This window comes from Cerasibacillus sp. (genome assembly GCF_036516575.1).
Taxonomy (GTDB): Bacteria; Bacillota; Bacilli; order Bacillales; family Amphibacillaceae; genus Cerasibacillus.
Genome location: NZ_DATBTY010000002.1, coordinates 29,216 through 49,241 on the forward strand (window position 1 = coordinate 29,216; position 20,026 = coordinate 49,241).

Here is a 20,026-nt window from a genome sequence, read left to right on the forward strand (position 1 = left end):
AAATTCCAAGATGAAAGGAATATTAATTAAATGTAGGGTAATGCATGGATGTAATAATCATTTCCTTTCATACCTTCTATTTTATAACAACTGACATACATCATTCAACTGAATATAACAGATTTAACAATTTGCACAAACTTACCTTATTTAACTAGAAATTATTTTTTTCTTGAAAGATGCCCCCTATATATGATTTAGCACGATTATGTTGGTGAAGGAGGTGATATAAATGGCAGCAGCTGATATGCTAACGTCACAATTACGCCTTGTCTTCTATGTAGGTGAAGATGTTATGTCAGGGAAGCCGATTTACAAGGCAAAAACATTTAATGTGCACACTGATGCAACTGTGGAGGACTTATTTAATGCGTCCCAAGCCTTGGCTAGCCTACAAGAGCGTCCTTTGTTCAACGTTGAACGTATTGACAAGTCTGAGATTCGTCAGGCGTAAATAGTCGGTCGTCTAGAATGTTTCTGGTAACACTTTGAAATAGGAGGTGAGTGATCGTGAAGAACTTGGAATTGAAGTTTAAAAATGTCGATGGAAAAATCGTTACCCTATCACTTGAAGAACCGATTGAGCCGATTGACCCAGTTGAAGTGAACCTGGTGATGGACGAAATTATTGCAGCAGATGCCTTCACATCAAAAGGTGGAGGACTCGTTGAAAAATACAGTGCGCAAATCACAGAACGATATGTACAAGAAATTGAACTCACGTAATGGGGAGGGAGGGGGCTGTCCAAGGAAGTGTCTGGACGCCCTCTTTTTATTAAAAGAGTGGATAAATGGAAACGAACGGAATCATATTAATTCGATTTATATAAATCGAATATGGAAAATATCTCATGATGGAGAGGGGGAGTTTAGAGTGGATATGGAAGCATGGGTGGCTTTTGTGAAAGATTTGGGTTTTCCGATTGCGGTGACGTTTTATTTACTTCATCGCATTGAAGGAAAACTTAATCAGCTGATCGAATCCATCCACTCTTTACCTGAAAAAATGAAGTAATTAAAACGAAAAACTCCAAACTCATGATGCTGGAATGGATCGGCATAATTAAGTTTGGAGTTTTCAGATGGGTAAAAATGGTTATTTCTTATGTCTAATATTAATGACTTCATCCAAAAGATCGGGATAATCAGTAAACATACCATCGACACCCCATTTGAGAAGCCGTTCCATATCTTTTTTGCGATTAACTGTGTAAGGATGGATTAAGAGACCATTTTGAAAAGCCTCATCAACTAATTCTTTCGTCAGTGCTTTATAATTGATGCCAATTCCTGTTGCATAAGATTGGATATGCTTCAATTCATTTTCTGTTAAAGATGACGTCTCATCAACTTTCAACAATTGAATCAATGGAAGGTTAGGTGCCAATTTGTGGACGTCTAATAAGCTTTTATCACTGAATGATTGGATGATTATTTTCCCCTCTGGTAGATTAGGACCGGTGAACCCATATTTTTTTAAAGTTTCAATAAGCGAATCAACCATTTCGGGATACATTTCAGGTGTTTTTGTCTCAATATAGTAATTTGCTTTTTGACCAAATGTATCAAAAATCTCTTCTAGTGTCGGTACTGTTGCGCCAATAAACTCTGTATCAAAATAGTCGGGGTTATGCTGATTAAACCATGAACCGGCATCCAATTGTTTTAGTTCCTTAAGAGTATAATCTTTTACTTCCCCGACGCCATTAGTTGTTCGAGATACATCAGAATCATGCATCGCGACAAGGTGACCATCTTTAGTCATCTGTAAATCAATTTCAATATAATCGCCATTCAATTTTTCGCCGATTTCATATGCAAAAAGTGTGTGCTCTGGTGCATACCCGGATCCACCACGATGTGCAATATTTACAAAGCGGACAGGTGATAATAATGAGTTTGCATCCACATGAGTGAATGCTTCAAGATGTTTGTCAGATTGTTCCTCTTGCTGATTACAAGCAGTGCCCCCAACAATGAAAAAAAGAGATATGAAAATGATTCGGATGTTTCGCATAAAGGTTCACCTCTTCCTAATCTTTTTGCCCTGTTAGGTGGAACGTACGGTGCTGTGTTGAATCGCGCAACCCTGGGTCAAAATCGCGCAATCCCAGGCCAAAATCGCGTAACCTCTTTCACCTAGCATCATAAATGAATGCCTATTATAAACGATTAAAAAGAGTAAAGAGGTCGGTGCCCTACTTTACTCTGTGATTATGAGCCTATCTTTCACATGCCCAATTATCTTTATCGCGGTCTAATCTTGGTTCGTAAGCCGGGTGTCCTTTAGGTACACCATCTGGATAGACTTTTCTTAACTCTGTACAGTTCTTGAAGTTACTTTTTTTAGAAGATTTATTGGCACGAATCAAACTTTTACTACTGATATAGCGGTTATAGCCATTATATTTAAATCTGTACCAACTGCCTTTTTTTCCATTTACAATGATTTGCTTTCCTCTTTTCAATGTCCCAACTTTTTTGTATTTCGTTCCAGCATTCGTCCGTACATTTAATGATTTAGGTACAACTTCATATCGACCACTTGCTTTATACACCTTTGATTTATTTAAATGTTTACTGCTGACATAACGATTAAAACCGTCGGGGTGTCTAAATCTGTACCAATTCCCTTTCTTGCCATTTACTTTAATTTCTGTCCCTCTAGCTAAGCTACCGATCTTTTTGTACTTCGAGCCAGCATTAGTTCTAACACTTAAGCTTTTTGCTGTTACTTGATAAGTGCCACTTGCTTTATATACCTTTGATTTCTTTAATAGTTTACTACTGACATAGCGATTTTTCCCTTTATATTTAAACCGATACCAATTCCCTTTTTTGCCGTTGATGTTTATTTCTGTTCCTCTAACTAGACTACCTACTTTTTTATACTTCGTTCCAGCATTTGTACGGATACTTAGATTCTTTGCAGTTACTTGGTATGTACCACTCGCTTTTTTTACTGCCGTTTTAGCTGAGGCAACATCCTGACCACTAATGAGAAATACTGAGAAGATGAGTGCAATGGCCATAAACATTAAATTTACTTTCTTTTTCATAAAATTTCCTCCCTTCAAACAAATATTATCACGAAATAATACCATTTTCTACCTTTAACTCGTATCAACCATTTTATATATAATAAAACAATCTAAATCAACCCCAACACCGTCCGCGAAATATTCATAGCATGATGATAGACATGTAATAATTGATTAATCATATCTAAATAAACAGCACTAATATCAGGGTCATGCACTTCCTTATCGATTAGCCTATTGAAGTGTTCAAACTTCACATCTTTCTCAAACTGATCGATGGCCGCTTGGTATTGCAGGACATCTTTAGCCAGTTGTAAATCATTTTTTGCAAAAGCTGTGATGGAATCATCAAAGGTTTTCTCAATATAGTGAAGCAATTGTTTAATTTTTTCAAAATCCCTCTGACCTAATAGGATGTTCTTTTGACTAACCTTTTCAGCTACTCCAATGAAACGAACGACTGTATCCCCAATATGTTCAATATCATTTAATATATTTAAAAGTTGCACTTCTAAGTTAGACTGTTCATCTGTTAAATTTTGTTGCGCTAATTTTAAAAGAAATTGTTGAATCTTAATATACGATGCGTCGATAAGCATTTCCACACGATAAAGTGATTGCTTATCTAAACGGCCATCTATATAATCACCCAGACGCTTTAGCATATCATTTTGAACCATTTGGGCGAGCCGACTAATTTCTTTTTTACTTTGATAAAGTGCTTCTTCAGGAACTATTATCAGATTCTGATCTAATTCCACTTGAAAGGTCACTTCCTCTTCTTGTAAAGGTGCTAATTTCTTAAAGAGTTTAGCAATAGCCGGTAAAAAAGGTAGGAACAGAAAGGCAATTCCTAGATTAAATAATGTGTGAAAATGAGCGATTTGGCGCTCTGGGCTTCCGGGAATCAAACCGAGATAAGGCAATAAAAAATTTAAACCTAAAAAAGCAATCACAACACCGATTAATTTAAAAGAAAAATAAAAGACAGCCAATTTTTTTCCCTTTCGATTCGACGTTGCACTTGACAGTAGCACAGGAATAGTTGAACCGACGTTTGCTCCTAATACAAGGGGAATAATCGCTTCGACAGTTAAAACACCATTTGATACAAATGCGATTCCAATAATAATCATCGCGGCACTACTATGAAATATTGCTGTCAAAATCATTGAGATGAACGCAAAAGCAATCGGCATATCTGAAATATTTAATAATACATCAAGTAACTGTTGTTCTTTACTCAAAGGTTCTAATGAAGATGAGATTAAGTGAATCCCAAAGAAGATAAAACCGATACTAAGTAAGATGACACCTGTCGTATTCCACCGATTATGCCTGACAAAGATGATGAATATAACGCCTAGAAAGATAAAAACAGACGAATACATGGAAATATCAAAAGTGAGGATTTGAACTGTAAATGTTGTACCAATCGCAGACCCCAGTACGACGCCAAAAGCCTGGGACAACCCAATGGCAGAACTGCTAACCAAACCAACTAAAATAATAGAGGTTACAGTACTACTCTGGAGAAGAAAGGTCGTCACGATTCCACTAAACAAAGCTTTCATGCGTGTATCGGTTAACTTTGTTAAGTATTCACGCATTTTTGAAGCAGCAAGTCGTTGCAAACCATTGCTAAGCAGATGTGTTCCATATAAGAAAATGCCTAAGCCACCAATAAATCCTAAGAAACTTTGCCATAATACTGTCATTATTTGTTCTCCAATATGTCGATAAATGTTTTTGCAATTGTCACGAGATAATCACCTAACCGTTCTAAAAATCTGCCTGCAATAATCGTTTTTAAATTACTGCCCGTAATTTCTTGATGCTCTTCCACCGAATGCACGAGTGATTCATATGTTCCGATATTTAATTTATTGACATGTTCATCATAACGGATGACCTTTTTTAGTAGTTCTGCATCTTCATTTTTAATCCCTTTCAGTAGCCACTCCATCATGTCATATTCATACTTGAAAAAACTCTCTACAACGGGTTTTAGGACTTCAACATCTTCTCCTTCACTAATTGTGAGGAGATTAATGAGTTGATCACCGACACGTTCAAGCTGTCCAGCAATTCGTCCGATACCAAACAATTCTTTTACATCATCTTTCGTTAAAGGTTGTAAGGTAATCAACTCTAAGATCATATCATTTATTTTCTGTTCACTTTGATCAATATACTTTTCTTGATCGAGTAACAAGGCCTTTTTATCATCAGAAGGTTTCGCCAAGTATGCGAGATAATCTGACGTCATTTTCAATATATGGTTTAAAATATCTAAGACTGCAACTTTCATTTGTGTACGCATCATCTTATGATAACTTTGTCGTTTTAACATCATATCACCCCCATATAGAGATAAGTATGGGGGATACATGTCATATCCCCCAATGCAAAAATCTCCCATGTTACTCTAATTAAGCTTCTCCAAAAATAGCTGGATTATTTGAAAACACACCGTCAACTCCCAAGTCAACCAATCGACTATATTCATCGATATGATTGACAGTATAAGGATATACCTCTAGTCCAAGCTTATGTATTTCATCAATGAATGTTTGATCAACATAAATCATATTTGGATGGACACTTCTTAATTTTAACCCTGACGATTTGGCATATTCCCACGGGCGTAACAAACGATAATAAAGCAGTAAGCCAAGTTGAAGTTGTGGGGCGAGTGCCTGTACTTTTTCCAACGCTTGATGATCAAAAGAAGATATCAAGATGTTTTCTTGTCGATTATGACGGCTTAGACAGTGTATGACTCTATCTTCTATACCCGCATGGATAATGGGAATGTTTTTTATTTCAATATTTAGTAGCACGTCTTCTGGACAGATGTCTAATACTTCATCTAATGTGGCGATTGTTTCACCAGCAAATGCTTCTGAAAAAGATGAACCGATATCGAATGACTTAATCTCATTCAATGTATAATCATTAACGCGACCAGGAATGTTATTATTTAATCGTGAGAAATGATGATCATGGATGACAATTAATTGTCCATCTTTCGTTAATTGCACATCAATTTCGATTGCTTTCGTCTGATGTTCTAAAGCTTTTTGAATAGCGGATAGTGTATTTTCAGGAGCTTCTGTGAGAGAGCCCCTATGAGCAAAGTTAAGTACCAAGATGTACACCTCATTTTTTTTGTTGAAATAAGGAGGGGAGAAGTAGTCGATTACTCTCAAGCACGGCGACTCAGTTCCCCCCCTCGTAAATATTGTTCAAATATCAATTTACTTTAACGCATTCGTTATTTTTTCTGCCGCTTCGTCTAGTGCTTGTTTTGGATCTTTTCCTTCATACATTTCTCCAAGCGCCGTTTCAATGATTTTTCGAGCTTCTGGCATAACTGTTGTTAACGCACCTGATGTCGCTGGTGTGACCGTTGTACCTTCAAGTTGTTTAACGGCTGTTAAATATTGAGGATATTCATCATAAACCTCTTTTAGAACATCTTCTTCATAAGCTGCAGGTGTAATTGGGAAATACCCTGTCGATGCAGCCCATTCTGCTTGCACATCAGCTTTCGTCATAAATTTAACGAATTCCCAAGCTGCTTTTTGTTCTTCTTCAGGTACTTGATTTGTAATCCAGAGTGATGCACCACCGACGATGACACCTTGTGGATCAACACCATCTGGAACTGGAAGAGGAGCAGAACCAACTTCAAACGGTGAGTTTTTAATCACTTCAGCTGTGTTAGCTGTCGAATCAAGATACATACCGACTTGCTCTGCGAAAAATGGGCCACGTGGATCTTCCCAGTTACTTCCATAGTTTTTAAATGTTTTAGCCTTGTTCATTTCATCTAACCAATTAAATACTTTTAAACCTTCTTCAGAGTTAACAACTGCTTCTGTTGCATCACCACTACGGCCATTATCGTTATCTAAATACAAGGCACCTTGATTCGCCATTAATTGCTCAAAGAACCAGCCGATTGTTCCCATTGTAAAACCGAATGTTTTATCGCCATCAGCTAACTTTTCTGCTGCTTCTTTCATTTCACTGAATGATTGTGGCGGGTTATCTGGGTCTAGTCCAGCTTCTTTAAACATATCTTTATTATAGAACATCACCGCATTTGATGTGTTAAAAGGCATGGAGTATAATTGGTCATCTAGTGTGTAATAAGATAAAATGTTTTCCTCTAATACAGAAATATCGAAGTCATCTTCATCAATAAATTTTTGCATCGGTGTAATAAAATCGCTTTCCTTCATATATTTCGTTCCAATTTCAAATACTTGTACAATGGCAGGAGCTTCTTTTGAACCACCGACAGCACGCAGTTTACTTAATGAATCATCATAACTACCTTGATATACGGCTTCAACCTTAACTGAATCTGATTGCTCGTTAAATTTATCAACAATGTCTTCCAGCGCTTTTCCGTTATCTCCACTCATCGCATGCCAAAATGAAATCGTCGTTTTATCTCCTGAATCACCAGAAGATGAAGTCTGATCATTACTACAAGCCATCAATACAAGACTTAATGCAAAGAGTAAGACAAAGGATTTAATAAATTTTTTCAAGATTATTCTCCTCTCCAATAATGGAATGTATTTTATCTCACGCATATAATCCGTGAGGTGATACCTATTATTAACCTTTTACGGCTCCAGCTGTTAAGCCTTCTCTAATCCATTTCAAGCCGATAAATAAGAGTAATAATGTCGGCAAAAGAATAGAGATAACAGCTGCCATCACTAAGTTCCAAGACGATGAACTTTCGTTCGCAATAAGCATTTTTAGACCAATTTGTACTGGACGTACTTTATCACTATCTGTGACAAGAAGCGGCCAGAGGTACATATTCCAAGTCGTTAAAAACCCGTAAATCCCAAGCGCACTTAAGGATGATTTAGATAAAGGTAAGGCAAATCTCCAATAAAATCGAAAGCGCGAACACCCATCCATTTGGGCAGACTCCCATAACTCTTTAGGAATCGTTAAGAAATGTTGACGTAGTAAAAAGATACCGAATGGTAAAGCGAAAAAGGGTACAGTTAATCCTTGGTATGTATTGACCCATCCTAGATTTAATATGGTTAGGAAGTTTGGAATAATCGTTGCCTCCCATGGAATGAGCATCGTTGCCAAAAACAGATAGAAAATCAGATCACGGCCTTTAAATGGGATGAAAACAAAGGCAAATGCCGAAAGACTACTCACAATGAGCTGTCCAATCATAACAATGAAAGACATCCAAAAACTTACCATCAAGTAATGCATAAGCGGAATACTTTCAAACACTTCTTTATAAGCATCAAAGCTAATCGATGACGGAAGTAGTTTTCCAGCATATATTTCATGTGGCTCCATAAAACTTGCTGATAATGCATACAAAATCGGAAAGAAAAGAAGCAGTGCGGATACACTAAGCAAAAAATAGAATAATAGTTTTCTCATCATTGGTAGTGCACCTTCTTTTCTCCAAAGTAAAATTGTACAACTGTAACAACAAGAATAATTAAGAATAGGACAATTGCTTGAGCACTAGCAAAGCCAAAGTTACCATATGAAAACGCGTTTTGATAGATTGAATAAACGATGATATTAGTCGCTCCCGCTGGCCCACCGCCTGTTAAAATATCGATTTGCCCAAAAGTCTGGAATGATCCAATGACCGCAATGATCGTGACAAAGAATAGAACAGGTGATAAGAGTGGGATGGTGATTTTAAACAATCTCGCCCAATACCCAGCGCCATCAATTTGTGCACTTTCATACAACTCCTGGTCAATGTTTTGAATCCCAGCAAGTAAAATAATGAAATTAATGCCGATATGCATCCAGACGGTCGTCATGGCTACAGAAAATAACGCCCATTTTGAATTCGTCAACCACTCGATTGAGTTAATGCCAAATGTCTCCAAAATGGCATTTAACACACCGAGCGATGGATGGAATAAAAACAAGAAAATAGTTGCTCCCGCAGCGACAGACACACCTAATGTGGATGAGAAAATCGTCCGGAAAAATCCAATTCCTTTCAATTTTTCACTAGCAATCGTCGCTAAAAATAGTGAAATGATAATCTCAGCCGGAACGGTATATAGCACGAATAATAATGTGGCTTTCATACTCTTAATAAATTCAGCTGATTGAAGCAATTCTTTATAATGCTTCCAGCCAACAAATTCTTGAACTTGCCCTCCACCAGACACTTCAAAAAAGCTAAAATATAGTGTCTTTGCCATCGGATAGAATAAGAAGATACCTAACAGAGCAAGTGCCGGCAGTAAATATACCATGCCAGACATAAACAACCTGGATTGACTGTGATATCTAGATTTTGGCTGTTTGTTCTGATGCGATTGTGTTGGCGGAATACCGTCTTTGTTTGCTGAATCGCTATTTTTTGGCCGAGCATGAGTTACTTTTGTAAGTACTGTTGACGAGGAAGTCCCCTTTTTCAATGATTGATTAGAACCTTGACTGTTCTGTTTCTCCTGCAAAATACCACCCCTTTATCAATGACATGTTGTCTCTCAATTAAATTGTTGAATCACCCCCCTTAAGGAAAGTAAATCTGGCTTTCTAGCAAAAAAGAGCATTGCCATTTCGGAAAACAACTTTAGGTTAGGATTCACATGATCGGAAAAGGTTAATCGCTCATCTTAGTGAAAATTCCCAAAAATAAAACCACAAAAAATACCTAACATGCTTGAAAAGCGTTGCAAGGTTTTTTCTGTGGATCTCCGCATCTCCATACAAGAAACTATTTACTTACCTGTATTTAACCAAAACGTTCACCATCTGTCAATACTAGTTGTGGAAATTTACTTTATATTTACATATATTTTACTCTAAATCAATGTAAAGGCTTACATTTATGAGGCTTGTAGGGAAAGAAATTTATCTCTACGACGTTACTAAAACTCCGAAGTCAGGCATAGCGGGAGTGCTCGATTCTGTTCCGGGATCGCTCGATTCCGTCTCGTCGTCGCTCGATTTTGGCTTATCACCGCTCGATTCTGCCTCATCAGCGCTCGATTTTGGCTTATCACCGCTCGATTTTAGCATGTCACTGCTCGATTTTGGGTTGTCACCGCTCGATTCTGCCCCATCGTCGCTCGATTATTATCCAGGATCGCGCGAATAACCCTCCAGTCATTGGGTGAATGCAATCAGAAACGTGCCGAGCCTTAATGTCATAGTTGGGACCGGGATCGCCCATTCAAGGATTAAGCAGAATCATAGAAAAAATCATAACCAAATATGAATCACAATTAACCAGAATAACGACACGCCAAAGTAAATATGTAACATTCGCTTTGTAATCGTCGGCCTGAATAGTCGCATCCAACCTGTCGTTACAATACTCGCCAAGATGACTAGCGCAATGACACCAGTTACAAATTTTCCATAATGCCAAGGAAATCCATATTTATTAATGATGAACCCAGCATGGATGAGGATGATGACTAACGCACTTGTGCCAACCCATTTGTGGAAGGGGAGCACTTTTTTCGAGAGATTGGCAAACTTTATTTTTGTCTCTCTATTGGGCACATCCCGAATCGTTGAAAATACTGCATGCCTTGTCCAATTAAACAAAAAGAATAAAAAGCCAAGAAAACCAAATACAATCGGAAGCGGCATTGTTGGAATTAGCGGGTGAATGACCAGTTTATAAATAACGAAGATTAATAGCATAATATTTAATACAAACCATTTACTCATGATGTCCTCCACAAATGTCTTTACTGTATTTTTAATGCCTGAAGATAGTACGAGTTGTTATGAATGACCAAGCTGATATTCGCCAAGTCTTGTGATGCATGTATAATTTTATCATATGATATGCGTACTATGTTTGCGTGCTATGGAAAATCGTAGGACATTTATTAAAAAGACACTTACTGACTTTACAAATAAAGCCCTATATCAAACCGTCATCTCAACCAATGGATAAAGTTTATGGAGTGTATGATAGAGGGGCATTCTTTGCGAAAGTCTGCTAAATTAGTTCGTCATGTAACTCCCGTCACTTTGTTCTACTGAAGATACATATTCGGAATTTAACAATTATCACCGAGGATTTAAGGCGTGGATACAACGATTTAACGATGTTGCCACGAAGTATCTAATCGATTATCTTGTTTGGTTTCAGATGTCAGAAACATCATTCGACATCAAAGAAATGAAGTAACTATGAACGACTTGATTATTAAAGGTAATTTGGTACATAATTCGGAAACTTATGATACAATCGGATTAACAAAATTTGTAATTTAACATTATGTCTTGTTCAACCAACGGGGCAGAATTGTTTAAGATGGCATTCGTTGCAAGAGTGAGAATTGGTAGAGTATCATTAGAAAATTATTGAGAGGTAAAAAAATATGGATATATTTATTTGAAACGCCAAGCAAAGCGATTACGAGTCATTGTTGCATTTATTTAGGCAGGTTCATGAATTCCACGTTTTTGTAAGACCAGATTTGTATAAAGAGAATTCCACTCCAGTCGAACAATAGTTTTTTGAAAGCCAATTCATTGATGACAAACAACATATTTTTGTGGCTACTATAGGCAGTGATATAGTCGGCGTTGTAGTGACAAAGGAAGAAGAAGTAACTGAAAATACCTTTGTTAAAGAGAGGAAAGTATTATATATAAAGAGTTTATGCGTTGCTGAAATACATAGAAAGAAAGGTATCGGAAAAAAATTAACTAAATACGTTTTTGATTTCGGAAGAAGCCTCAAAGTTGATAGTATTGAATTGGGAGTATCCGAGGAAAATACGTCTGCCATTGAATTTTATAGGTCAATAGGGATGACAACGAAGGGTAGAAAAATGGAGATTATATTGAACTAATACGAACGGGTGCTTTAGTTGAAGAAGATAATAATACGATATAGAACTTCCAAATCATTGGAAGTTCTATTTTTTATATAATATCAACATTAACCTTTAACAGAGCCAATCGTAAAAGATAGTTTTTGGTTCTCTGTGGCCGGCTATGAGAAGGAAATCTAATAGACTTTAACAACGAAGCTTAACAGAAGTTATTTCATATTGAGAGTCATGCGACATTGAGCTATCCAATGTGATGTAAGTGTCACCTCATTCCAAGAGTAATATCGCATTGAGCCATCCAATGCGATGTAAGTGTCACCTCACTCCGAGAGTTGTATCGCATTGAGTCTTCCAAAGTGCTATAAGCCCTATCTTTAGCCCTGGACTACATCACATTAACTAGTTCACTCGGGCTAATCTTGCTTTGCTTTTATCTCATGTTTGCTGTAAGATTCTCATGAATTGAATTGCATCTACAGACCCATTTGCATCTCGCAGTCTATTTGATAATATAAGAATTAATATTGCGAAAATAACATCAGCCATGTTCATGTTCTTGAGAAATGGGGGAGAGGGAAATTAATTTACTTTATTTAGCCATCTTTATTGGGATAGTCGTTCTATTTACAGTAACCGTTTCATTACTTAAAAAAATTCCAGGCATGTCATATGTGTTTCGCGTCCTTCGTTATTTAATCCCCATGACTTTATACACCATTCTTGTACTTTTCACATTTGGATTATCTGGGGCTTTTAGTCTGGGAGTTTTAAGCTTTTTCTCAATTGATGACACAGCCCTTCTTTATAAAGGAGTGTTTTTTGCTGATCAAGATCACATCAATCAAGAATTGTTTTATTTTGTTGTGATTTATACGATCTTTAGTACAGCAGTTTTCTACTTTGTTATACTCGCACCTTTTATCCCTGAAATTGTGCATGATTACTATATCGGAGAATCCGTCGTAGTGGCAGTGTTGACGGTCATATTTTTTCCATTTGTCATTGAGTTGATTCTACCAAATTTTGAATTGTCATTTAAAGGTGCTCTCGTGTTTGGTTTAGTGAATATCGTTATTACGTCATTAAGCAAAAACTATAGTCGTTTGGGTGATGAGTATTAATTTGGTCGCATTTTGATGGACTAAGCAAAACGAATGGCAGAGTTTATTCACACATTAATCGTATTCAACTTCAACTTGATTGTAGCTTCTACACAGACAAAAAAGATGTTTAAAATCTCACCCGTACAAAGACAAAATGTCGATGTAAAAGAATTGTTTAATCGCTGATCTGATAAAAGTTTTGAGTGCAGCTCACAATTTAATTCAGTGCACGTGCTGAAATCGAGCGGTGCCGATTCAGAATCGAGCGTTGACAGGTCGAAATCGCGCAATCCCGGTCCAGAATCGCGCGACCCCGAGCCAAAATCACTCGTTTTCAAGCTGATTGTTTGCTCCTTTTCTGTCTATCTTTTTCAAATAAAACGAGTAATCCAGGCATTAATACACCTCTTATTAAGAAAGTATCTAATAAAATCCCGACGGCTACAATAAAGCCAAAGACAAATAGTATCTCAATTGGTTGCGTCATAAGTACAGCAAATGTCGCTGCAAGAACAATACCTGCTGAGGAAATGACGCCACCTGTATTGGCTACGGCGATTTCGACGGCTTCTTTAACTGGATGGTGTTCGCGCTCCTCTAAATATCTTGATACGAGAAAAATATTATAGTCAATGCCCAGCGCGACTAAAAATACAAAGGCATAAACAGGTACACGGTTACTGATCGTATCGATATCGAAGAGGACATCGGTCAAAAACACGCCCAAACCTAATGCTGCGACAAAAGATAGTAAAATCGTTCCCATCATTAATATTGGCAGGCGTAATGATTTTGTTAAGAAAATAAGCATACTAAATATGAGAATCGTTTCTAAAATAACGATGACAATTAAATCACGGTCACTAACCAAGCGATTGTCGACAGAATAAGCCGTTTCACCGGCGAAATGAAGCTTACCTTTTAAGTTGCTATCAGAAATAATTTGCTCTCCGTTGTCACGTATTTTTTCTAAAGCATTCATCGTTTCGACATCATACGGTCCTTCAGAGAACGTTAAGCTATAAGAAATAACTTTTCCATCTTCTGTCATATCATTGATACGCACATTACCGACGAGTTTTTCATCTGATAAACGCTCAGCTAATACAGTCATATCTTGTTCTGACACTTTTTCTTCCGACTCAAATAAGACAGTGGTCGGTGCTAAATCTCCCTTATTAAAACTTTCCTCCAATATTTCATATCCTAAGCGAGATGGCATATCATCTGGAAATGATTTCATCGTATTAAATTCATACGTAATATTAAAAATATTGCTGGCAGATAAAATTAAGAAAGCCCCAATGATGACGACAGATATCACTGGTTTATTTGCCACCAAACGTCCGACTTTTTTCCATACGGAACTCGATTTAATCAGTTCATCTCCAAGCCGAGGGATCTTTGGCCAAAAAGAATGACGTCCAAATAGTGTGAATAAGGCTGGAACGAGTGTGACAGATGCAATCATTACGATGAACACGGCAACACCAAATATCGGCGCGAAATTTCGATAGTCTCCAAACTGGGCGAAAAACAAGATAAGCATCGCTAACAGAATCGTTGAACCTGAATAAAAGATTGGAATACCAATTTCTCTCATGGCGAGTTTCATCGCTTCGTATTTATTCTCTGTTTTCACCAATTCTTCCCTAAAACGTGAGAAAATAAATAATGAGTAATCAATAACGACAGCAAAGAGCAAAATCATCATGATTGACAACGATTGATTAGCTAACTCTACCCCAGCTTTCCCCATAAGACCTAAAACTTGGTTAACGACTTGATAAACAAACCCTGCTCCAAGAAGTGGGATTAATGCTAATAGTGGAGAACGATATGTAAAAATTAATAATACGAGAATAATCCCTACAGTAGAAAACAATAAGACAAGATCTGCTCGTGTAAACAAATCAGTCGTATCAACAGCAATCCCAGCAGGACCAGTGACATACATATTTACATCTGATTGTTCAACAGCAATGGCATAAATTTTTTCTAATCCTACTTTGACTTCTTTCGTATCTATGTTTTCTTCAAAAGTAAGCGGAAGAAAAGCAGCCGATTGATCATCAGAAAAGAATGTTTCCAATGCTTGAGGAGGTAAGGCCTCAAGGGGAATAACCTCTTTGACCCCATTAATATTCTCATCTTCAATTTGGCCTAGAATATGAATTAAATCTGTTACAGGAACTTCACCGTCTTCCGCTTCAAATACGAGTATAGCTGACAAGCCGTCCGCATCTTTAAAGTACTGATCCACTTTTTTCTCCGCAATCACAGATTCTAAATGATCAGGAAGCAGTTTTTCCACACTAGATACCTGATAATCTTTCGAACTAGGTGCAAATATCGTTAACAAGGTTGCAACAATGACCCAGATGAGCAACGTGATCCACATGCCTTTTTTCGTTGCGACACGATCGGTAATGGAATGTAAAATTGATCTTACCAATGAACACACGACCTTTCTAAAATAAATACACTCAGCTTAATTCTATTCAGTGACGAATAAAAAAATTTACTTTTATTATAATCATACGTTGGAAATAGGGGGTAAGCAAATAAATGCGACAATGCCATGTAAGAATAAGAAACGACTTAAGGAAAAAATGATCTCGACCAAAACAATCTCTACCATGACCGCCCAGCCCCGCGTCAATATTTTCCCATAAAACAAGAGAGGCTCCCCTAAAGATACCTCTCTAACACTCCCCCGAAAAAGCCTACGAACCATTCCCATTACGAAAGCGGTGTAAGAAGCTCTGTAAGCGTTCATTATTCGATTTTTCTAGGACGTCTTCAGGTGTGCCTTCCTCGGCGATGACCCCATTATCTAAGAAAACAACGCGGTCGGCGATTTCTTGGGCAAAATCCATCTCATGTGTGACTAAAATCATCGCCATTTCGCCATCTTTTGCGATATCGCGAATGACTTCTAATACTTCACCGACCAACTCTGGGTAATAAAAGCAGTAGCAAAATAAAAAGGATGTCTCCGTGATATAACCGGTATAGACATCCCTTATTGTTATTAATATTTATTTTTCTTCTTCATCCTCTGACGCACCGTCGCCTACAGTGACTTTTTGTAGGGGCATCGTGTGCAATCCTTCAGCAGTGACGTGAACTTGGACAACATAGACAGCATCTTTGTCGAATGTTGTTTCGGCTGTGTATACGCCGTCACCATCATTGTTTGGCTTAATCATTTCACTTGCATCGCTATCGTCCATATTGTTTGGGTCTTCTTTTTCTCCATCGACCCAAACTTCAAATTCAACGTCATCAGCATCGTCGACTTTTTTGTCGCCGAATGTAACGACCGCTTTCAGTTCAACGGATTCGCCAACTTCTGCTGTTTTAGGAACTTGAAGATCAACTTCTAACGGTGTTAATTCATCTGTATCATCACTTGCGCCACACGCTGCGGCAAACATGACAATACCTAGCATCATTACTATTGAAAGCCATTTTTTATACATGAAAAAAACCTCCTGATTCCTCTCAAAAATATTTTACCACAGAAGGAGCCTTCCGTCCTACTAAAAAAGTAGATCGCCCCATCCTGCTGGGCCAAAATCGCGCGATCCCGGGCCAGAATCGCTCGACCCCCGCGTCAATCATATCTATTTATTACTCTAAATCTAGCTTTTTCATATCATCGACAATTGTATGCATGCTTGCTGATTCAGTACCGTTATAATATTTGATTACTTTTCCTTCAGGGTTAACGAGGTAGAATCGCGTCCCATGAGTGACTTGGTCATCATCCTCAGGTGGCTCAGCTAACAGGCTCTTAAATGATTTGATTGAGATTTCTTTAATCGTTTCAAAATCATATCCTGTTAAAAATGTCCAGTTGCTTAAGTCAGCATCATAATCTTCAGCATACTGTTTGAGCGCCTCAGGTGTATCACGGTCAGGATCAACGGAGAATGAGACGAGCTGAATCTTTTCATCAAGACCTTCTTCTTTCATCATGTCTTGTAGATTAGACATATTCGTCGTCATCGGCAAACAGACAGTCGTACAATTTGTAAAAACAAAATCAGCCAGCCAATATTGTCCTTTTAAATCATCTAGACTTAACTTTTCATTATCCTGTGTTGTAAACTCGAAATCTATGACATCTTCACTCATATTTGTCTCGATGTTTTCTTTACCACAAGCTGCTAATATGAGAGAAAGTCCAATTAATAAAATAACTAGTTTCATTCGCTTCATGAATATAAAGCTCCTTTCAAAAAAATATAATAATGATGGCACAAAAAACTTACCCAATCAATTATTGATCATAACACTTAAAGACCCCTTCCTTGCCATGGAAAAGCTCTATACAAGAAAATTGATCAGGTCTCGCCCCGTGGATCATCTCAATACAGAGTAAAAATTAATGATGGCAACAGCCGCCACCTCTCATTTTTTCGTCAAGGGCAATGATGGCTTCATTAAATGGATATACTTGCCCGCCAAACCCCTTCACAAATTTGTCGGCATATTCTTTTGATTCGAAAGACAAAACTTGTGGTTGACAACAGGCCACTACCAGTGACGTATCCATGACATACCACGCCGACACTGCATTGATCGTTGTTTGCTTCAGAAAATCATGCGTGAGCGCTTGCATAACTTGGTCATCGAGTTGTTGATGGCGCATTAATCCACAATGTGAACAGCAAGCCATTTCTATTTCATTATTTTTTAAAATAATTCGGTATGCTAACCGCTCAGAAATCGGCCGACGACAGATTACACATGCATTATCTGGAATCTGGGCCTGTGGTGGATCTTTCGCAAGTGTGACACCACCAAATGTTTTCATGACAACCCCCTCGTCAATCAACGGTTTTAAATCGCGATGAATGGTCATTTCAGAGACATCAAGTAACTCACTCAGTTCAGCAATTTTCATATGTTCTTTTTCCTTAATCAATGCTTTGATTCGATTTCTACGTTCGATTGGCAGCAAAGTAACTCCCCCTTTGAACATACAAAGATGATGTCGGGTTCATTGGTTGAGCACAACATGAATACCCATCTCCACTTTATGGGAAACTTCCTTTGTACACCTCATAACCGCAACATCATCTTATATCTACGTATACTGCGAAAATCTATCGTACCACATCTAACAGAATCAAACAATTTATCACATCCATTTTACCAATAGTATAAGTTGTTTTCAATGTGTGGATGTGAAGGATATATGACAAATCCGTTTATATCAATACTTTTCGATCTTTCCTTACCAACTAAGGCTAAGTAATAATAATTATTAAATTAGATTCCCTCTTTACAAGAATCAGAAAATTATTGAATCTAGAGATTAATAATGATACAATAGCAACTAATAACGGTATACAATTATACAAATGGACTTAATCTCACTATTAGAAAGGAGGCTTAGAAAATTATGCACTAATTGTAATCGCTTACATTTTGTGGTGGTTTTATTAAAAAAATAACAGGGGGAATATGTTGTGAAAACAGAGAGTAAATTTGTACCTGGGTTAGAAGGGGTTATAGCATCAGAAACAGGGATTTCATTTCTTGATACGGAGCAAGAAAAGATTATCATTCGTGGGCATGAGTTAATCGAGTTATCCCAAGAAAGGGATTATCTTGATGTCTTGCATTTACTCTTAGAAGGAGCTTTACCAAGCGCTGAAGAAAAAGAAGCACTGGAATCTAAGTTAAAAGGAATGTACAATCTGCCAACAGAAATCTATCATATTTTAAAACAATTACCAGAAGAAACACATCCAATGGATAGTCTTAGAACGGGGATTTCATGTCTAGCAGGCTATGATAAAAATCTTGAAGATGCAAGTGAAGAAACAAATAAAGAACGTGCTTATCTCATGATGGCGAAACTTCCAGCATTAGTAGCTAATAGCTATCATATTTTAAATGGAAAGGAACCCATTGAGCCTCGTGCTGATTTATCTTACAGTGCTAACTTCCTTTACATGATTACCGGGGAAGTGCCAACAGAAACAGAGGTAAAGATTTTTGACCAATCGCTATTACTTTATAGTGAACACGAAATGCCAAACTCAACATTTACAGCTCGTGTCATCGCATCGACTTTATCAGATTTATATGGTGCTTTAACCGGAGCGGTTGCATCGTTAAAAGGTCATTTACATGGTGGCGCAAATGAAGCGGTTATGTACTCGCTTAGGGAAGTTGATTCAGCTTCTGGTTATGAACAATATATTATGAGTAAATTACAAAATAAGGAAAAAATCATGGGCTTTGGTCACCGTGTTTATATGAAAAAGATGGACCCACGCGCCCTCGTTATGAAAGATGCGCTCAAGCAATTATGTGAATTAAAAGGCGATTATACATTACTTGAAATGTGTGAAGCGGGAGAAAGGGTCATGGAAAGAGAAATTGGAATTTATCCGAACTTAGATTACTATGCGGCACCAGTATACTGGTTGTTAAATATCCCAATTCCATTGTATACACCGATATTTTTTGGATCACGTGCGGCCGGTTTGAGCGCACATGTTATCGAGCAACATGCAAACAATCGACTCTTCCGACCACGTGTCCATTATGTTGGCGAGTCATATTGATAGCATTCCAATGCATAAGATTGATTTACACACAAGAGCTGATCAAAGTTCGGTGGAATGAGCAAGATCAGAATTTGTACGGTCTACGAGAGGTAGTAGTCTTGTAGACAGTCATCGTGTAAAAACGTCTTAAAGGTGTCACCATTGATTAGTGTTAACTCACCAACAATTGCAGGCTAGTAAAACTGCAACCTTTACAGTATACAATATTTAGGTAAAAAAGGAAATCCGGGAAGTACCGCAATTCCCGATAAACATAATGATTAATGTAAAAATATAAACGTTTTAAGTCATGAGTCGTTTTTAACATAAGGTAGATTTGTGAGGAAAGTGTGAGTTCGATGGGGCGTGCTCGACTTTTGAAAGAATGTTTGTAACAGAACAATTCAATTCAGGTATAGAGTGTGAGATTGATAAATGAAAGAAGGTTCTTGCGTTAACATACAGAGGCA

The 20,026-nt window shown here is 37.5% G+C and carries 19 protein-coding genes and 2 pseudogenes; 7 read left to right on the forward strand and 14 right to left on the reverse strand.

Going from position 1 to position 20,026, the window contains the following annotated elements:
- The first annotated feature begins 232 nt into the window (after window positions 1-232).
- The 3 genes from VIG73_RS00145 (at window position 233) to VIG73_RS00155 (ending at window position 1,015) form a co-directional block, all read left to right on the forward strand.
- The gene (locus tag VIG73_RS00145) at window positions 233-454 is read left to right on the forward strand and encodes a DUF1659 domain-containing protein (RefSeq protein ID WP_331638137.1); all 222 of its coding nucleotides are present in this window, start codon (window positions 233-235) and stop codon (window positions 452-454) included.
- Window positions 455-510: 56 nt separating this feature from the next.
- Window positions 511-726, forward strand: a complete 216-nt coding sequence (locus tag VIG73_RS00150) for a DUF2922 domain-containing protein (RefSeq protein ID WP_331638139.1) — start codon at window positions 511-513, stop codon at window positions 724-726.
- A gap of 154 nt (window positions 727-880) precedes the next feature.
- A complete protein-coding gene (locus VIG73_RS00155; RefSeq protein WP_331638178.1) occupies window positions 881-1,015 on the forward strand; it encodes a YvrJ family protein in 135 nt (44 codons plus the stop codon).
- 81 nt (window positions 1,016-1,096) lie between these two features.
- Here the strand turns inward: VIG73_RS00155 and VIG73_RS00160 are convergent, their stop codons facing one another.
- The 9 genes from VIG73_RS00160 to VIG73_RS00200 form a co-directional block, all read right to left on the reverse strand.
- Window positions 1,097-2,017, reverse strand: a complete 921-nt coding sequence (locus VIG73_RS00160; protein WP_331638141.1) for a glycerophosphodiester phosphodiesterase — start codon at window positions 2,015-2,017, stop codon at window positions 1,097-1,099.
- Window positions 2,018-2,222: 205 nt separating this feature from the next.
- A complete protein-coding gene (locus tag VIG73_RS00165) occupies window positions 2,223-3,059 on the reverse strand; it encodes an SH3 domain-containing protein (RefSeq protein ID WP_331638143.1) in 837 nt (278 codons plus the stop codon).
- Between the two features lie 92 nt (window positions 3,060-3,151).
- Entirely contained in the window at window positions 3,152-4,759 is a 1,608-nt protein-coding gene (locus VIG73_RS00170) for a Na/Pi cotransporter family protein (protein WP_331638145.1), read from the reverse strand.
- Complete coding sequence (locus tag VIG73_RS00175) at window positions 4,759-5,394, reverse strand: phosphate uptake regulator PhoU (RefSeq protein WP_331638147.1); 636 nt, start codon at window positions 5,392-5,394, stop codon at window positions 4,759-4,761. The genes VIG73_RS00170 and VIG73_RS00175 overlap by 1 nt, the downstream gene beginning before the upstream one ends.
- 79 nt (window positions 5,395-5,473) lie before the next feature.
- A complete protein-coding gene (locus VIG73_RS00180) occupies window positions 5,474-6,193 on the reverse strand; it encodes a glycerophosphodiester phosphodiesterase (protein WP_331638149.1) in 720 nt (239 codons plus the stop codon).
- Window positions 6,194-6,301: 108 nt separating this feature from the next.
- Complete coding sequence (locus tag VIG73_RS00185) at window positions 6,302-7,606, reverse strand: ABC transporter substrate-binding protein (RefSeq protein ID WP_331638151.1); 1,305 nt, start codon at window positions 7,604-7,606, stop codon at window positions 6,302-6,304.
- A gap of 70 nt (window positions 7,607-7,676) precedes the next feature.
- Window positions 7,677-8,486, reverse strand: coding sequence for a carbohydrate ABC transporter permease (locus tag VIG73_RS00190; protein WP_331638153.1), 810 nt, complete (start codon window positions 8,484-8,486; stop codon window positions 7,677-7,679).
- Window positions 8,483-9,337, reverse strand: a complete 855-nt coding sequence (locus VIG73_RS00195) for a sugar ABC transporter permease (protein WP_331638180.1) — start codon at window positions 9,335-9,337, stop codon at window positions 8,483-8,485. Before VIG73_RS00195 ends, VIG73_RS00190 begins: the two co-directional genes overlap by 4 nt.
- Before the next feature lie 946 nt (window positions 9,338-10,283).
- Window positions 10,284-10,760 carry a hypothetical protein gene (locus tag VIG73_RS00200; protein ID WP_331638154.1) on the reverse strand — a complete coding sequence of 159 codons (477 nt, stop codon included), beginning with the start codon at window positions 10,758-10,760 and terminating at the stop codon, window positions 10,284-10,286.
- A 166-nt stretch (window positions 10,761-10,926) separates the two neighbouring features.
- Here VIG73_RS00200 and VIG73_RS00205 point away from each other — a divergent pair.
- From VIG73_RS00205 to VIG73_RS00215, 3 genes and pseudogenes are all read left to right on the forward strand, one after another.
- A pseudogene (locus VIG73_RS00205) lies at window positions 10,927-11,315 on the forward strand (hypothetical protein); the annotation flags it as partial.
- Window positions 11,316-11,575: 260 nt separating this feature from the next.
- Window positions 11,576-11,899, forward strand: coding sequence for a GNAT family N-acetyltransferase (locus tag VIG73_RS00210; protein ID WP_331638182.1), 324 nt, complete (start codon window positions 11,576-11,578; stop codon window positions 11,897-11,899).
- Between the two features lie 545 nt (window positions 11,900-12,444).
- Window positions 12,445-13,002 (forward strand): hypothetical protein, encoded by a 558-nt coding sequence (locus tag VIG73_RS00215; protein WP_331638156.1) that lies wholly within the window; start codon window positions 12,445-12,447, stop codon window positions 13,000-13,002.
- Between the two features lie 316 nt (window positions 13,003-13,318).
- On the opposite strand, the gene VIG73_RS00220 is transcribed toward VIG73_RS00215, so the two are convergent.
- The 5 genes and pseudogenes from VIG73_RS00220 to VIG73_RS00240 all read right to left on the reverse strand — a co-directional run bounded on the left by VIG73_RS00220 (window position 13,319) and on the right by VIG73_RS00240 (window position 17,956).
- A complete protein-coding gene (locus VIG73_RS00220) occupies window positions 13,319-15,385 on the reverse strand; it encodes an MMPL family transporter (protein ID WP_331638184.1) in 2,067 nt (688 codons plus the stop codon).
- A gap of 325 nt (window positions 15,386-15,710) precedes the next feature.
- Window positions 15,711-15,947: pseudogene (locus VIG73_RS00225) on the reverse strand (ectoine/hydroxyectoine ABC transporter ATP-binding protein EhuA); the annotation flags it as partial.
- Between the two features lie 78 nt (window positions 15,948-16,025).
- Window positions 16,026-16,469 carry a FixH family protein gene (locus tag VIG73_RS00230; protein ID WP_331638158.1) on the reverse strand — a complete coding sequence of 148 codons (444 nt, stop codon included), beginning with the start codon at window positions 16,467-16,469 and terminating at the stop codon, window positions 16,026-16,028.
- A 151-nt stretch (window positions 16,470-16,620) separates the two neighbouring features.
- Window positions 16,621-17,211 (reverse strand): SCO family protein, encoded by a 591-nt coding sequence (locus VIG73_RS00235; RefSeq protein ID WP_331638160.1) that lies wholly within the window; start codon window positions 17,209-17,211, stop codon window positions 16,621-16,623.
- A 166-nt stretch (window positions 17,212-17,377) separates the two neighbouring features.
- Entirely contained in the window at window positions 17,378-17,956 is a 579-nt protein-coding gene (locus VIG73_RS00240; protein WP_331638162.1) for a DeoR family transcriptional regulator, read from the reverse strand.
- Window positions 17,957-18,467: 511 nt separating this feature from the next.
- Here VIG73_RS00240 and mmgD point away from each other — a divergent pair.
- Window positions 18,468-19,574, forward strand: coding sequence for a citrate synthase (gene mmgD / locus VIG73_RS00245; protein WP_331638164.1), 1,107 nt, complete (start codon window positions 18,468-18,470; stop codon window positions 19,572-19,574).
- The last annotated feature ends 452 nt before the right edge of the window (window positions 19,575-20,026 follow it).

Bases quoted from the DNA above. Each gene is read 5' to 3' on its own strand.
- VIG73_RS00145 (WP_331638137.1), top strand. From the start codon at position 233: ATGGCAGCAGCTGATATGCTAACGTCACAATTACGCCTTGTCTTCTAT.
- VIG73_RS00155 (WP_331638178.1), top strand. From the start codon at position 881: ATGGAAGCATGGGTGGCTTTTGTGAAAGATTTGGGTTTTCCGATTGCG.
- VIG73_RS00160 (WP_331638141.1), bottom strand. From the start codon at position 2,017: ATGCGAAACATCCGAATCATTTTCATATCTCTTTTTTTCATTGTTGGG.
- VIG73_RS00165 (WP_331638143.1), bottom strand. From the start codon at position 3,059: ATGAAAAAGAAAGTAAATTTAATGTTTATGGCCATTGCACTCATCTTC.
- VIG73_RS00170 (WP_331638145.1), bottom strand. From the start codon at position 4,759: ATGACAGTATTATGGCAAAGTTTCTTAGGATTTATTGGTGGCTTAGGC.
- VIG73_RS00175 (WP_331638147.1), bottom strand. From the start codon at position 5,394: ATGTTAAAACGACAAAGTTATCATAAGATGATGCGTACACAAATGAAA.
- VIG73_RS00190 (WP_331638153.1), bottom strand. From the start codon at position 8,486: ATGATGAGAAAACTATTATTCTATTTTTTGCTTAGTGTATCCGCACTG.
- VIG73_RS00195 (WP_331638180.1), bottom strand. From the start codon at position 9,337: ATGTCTGGCATGGTATATTTACTGCCGGCACTTGCTCTGTTAGGTATC.
- VIG73_RS00200 (WP_331638154.1), bottom strand. From the start codon at position 10,760: ATGAGTAAATGGTTTGTATTAAATATTATGCTATTAATCTTCGTTATT.
- VIG73_RS00215 (WP_331638156.1), top strand. From the start codon at position 12,445: ATGGGGGAGAGGGAAATTAATTTACTTTATTTAGCCATCTTTATTGGG.
- VIG73_RS00220 (WP_331638184.1), bottom strand. From the start codon at position 15,385: ATGTGGATCACGTTGCTCATCTGGGTCATTGTTGCAACCTTGTTAACG.
- VIG73_RS00230 (WP_331638158.1), bottom strand. From the start codon at position 16,469: ATGTATAAAAAATGGCTTTCAATAGTAATGATGCTAGGTATTGTCATG.
- VIG73_RS00235 (WP_331638160.1), bottom strand. From the start codon at position 17,211: ATGAAGCGAATGAAACTAGTTATTTTATTAATTGGACTTTCTCTCATA.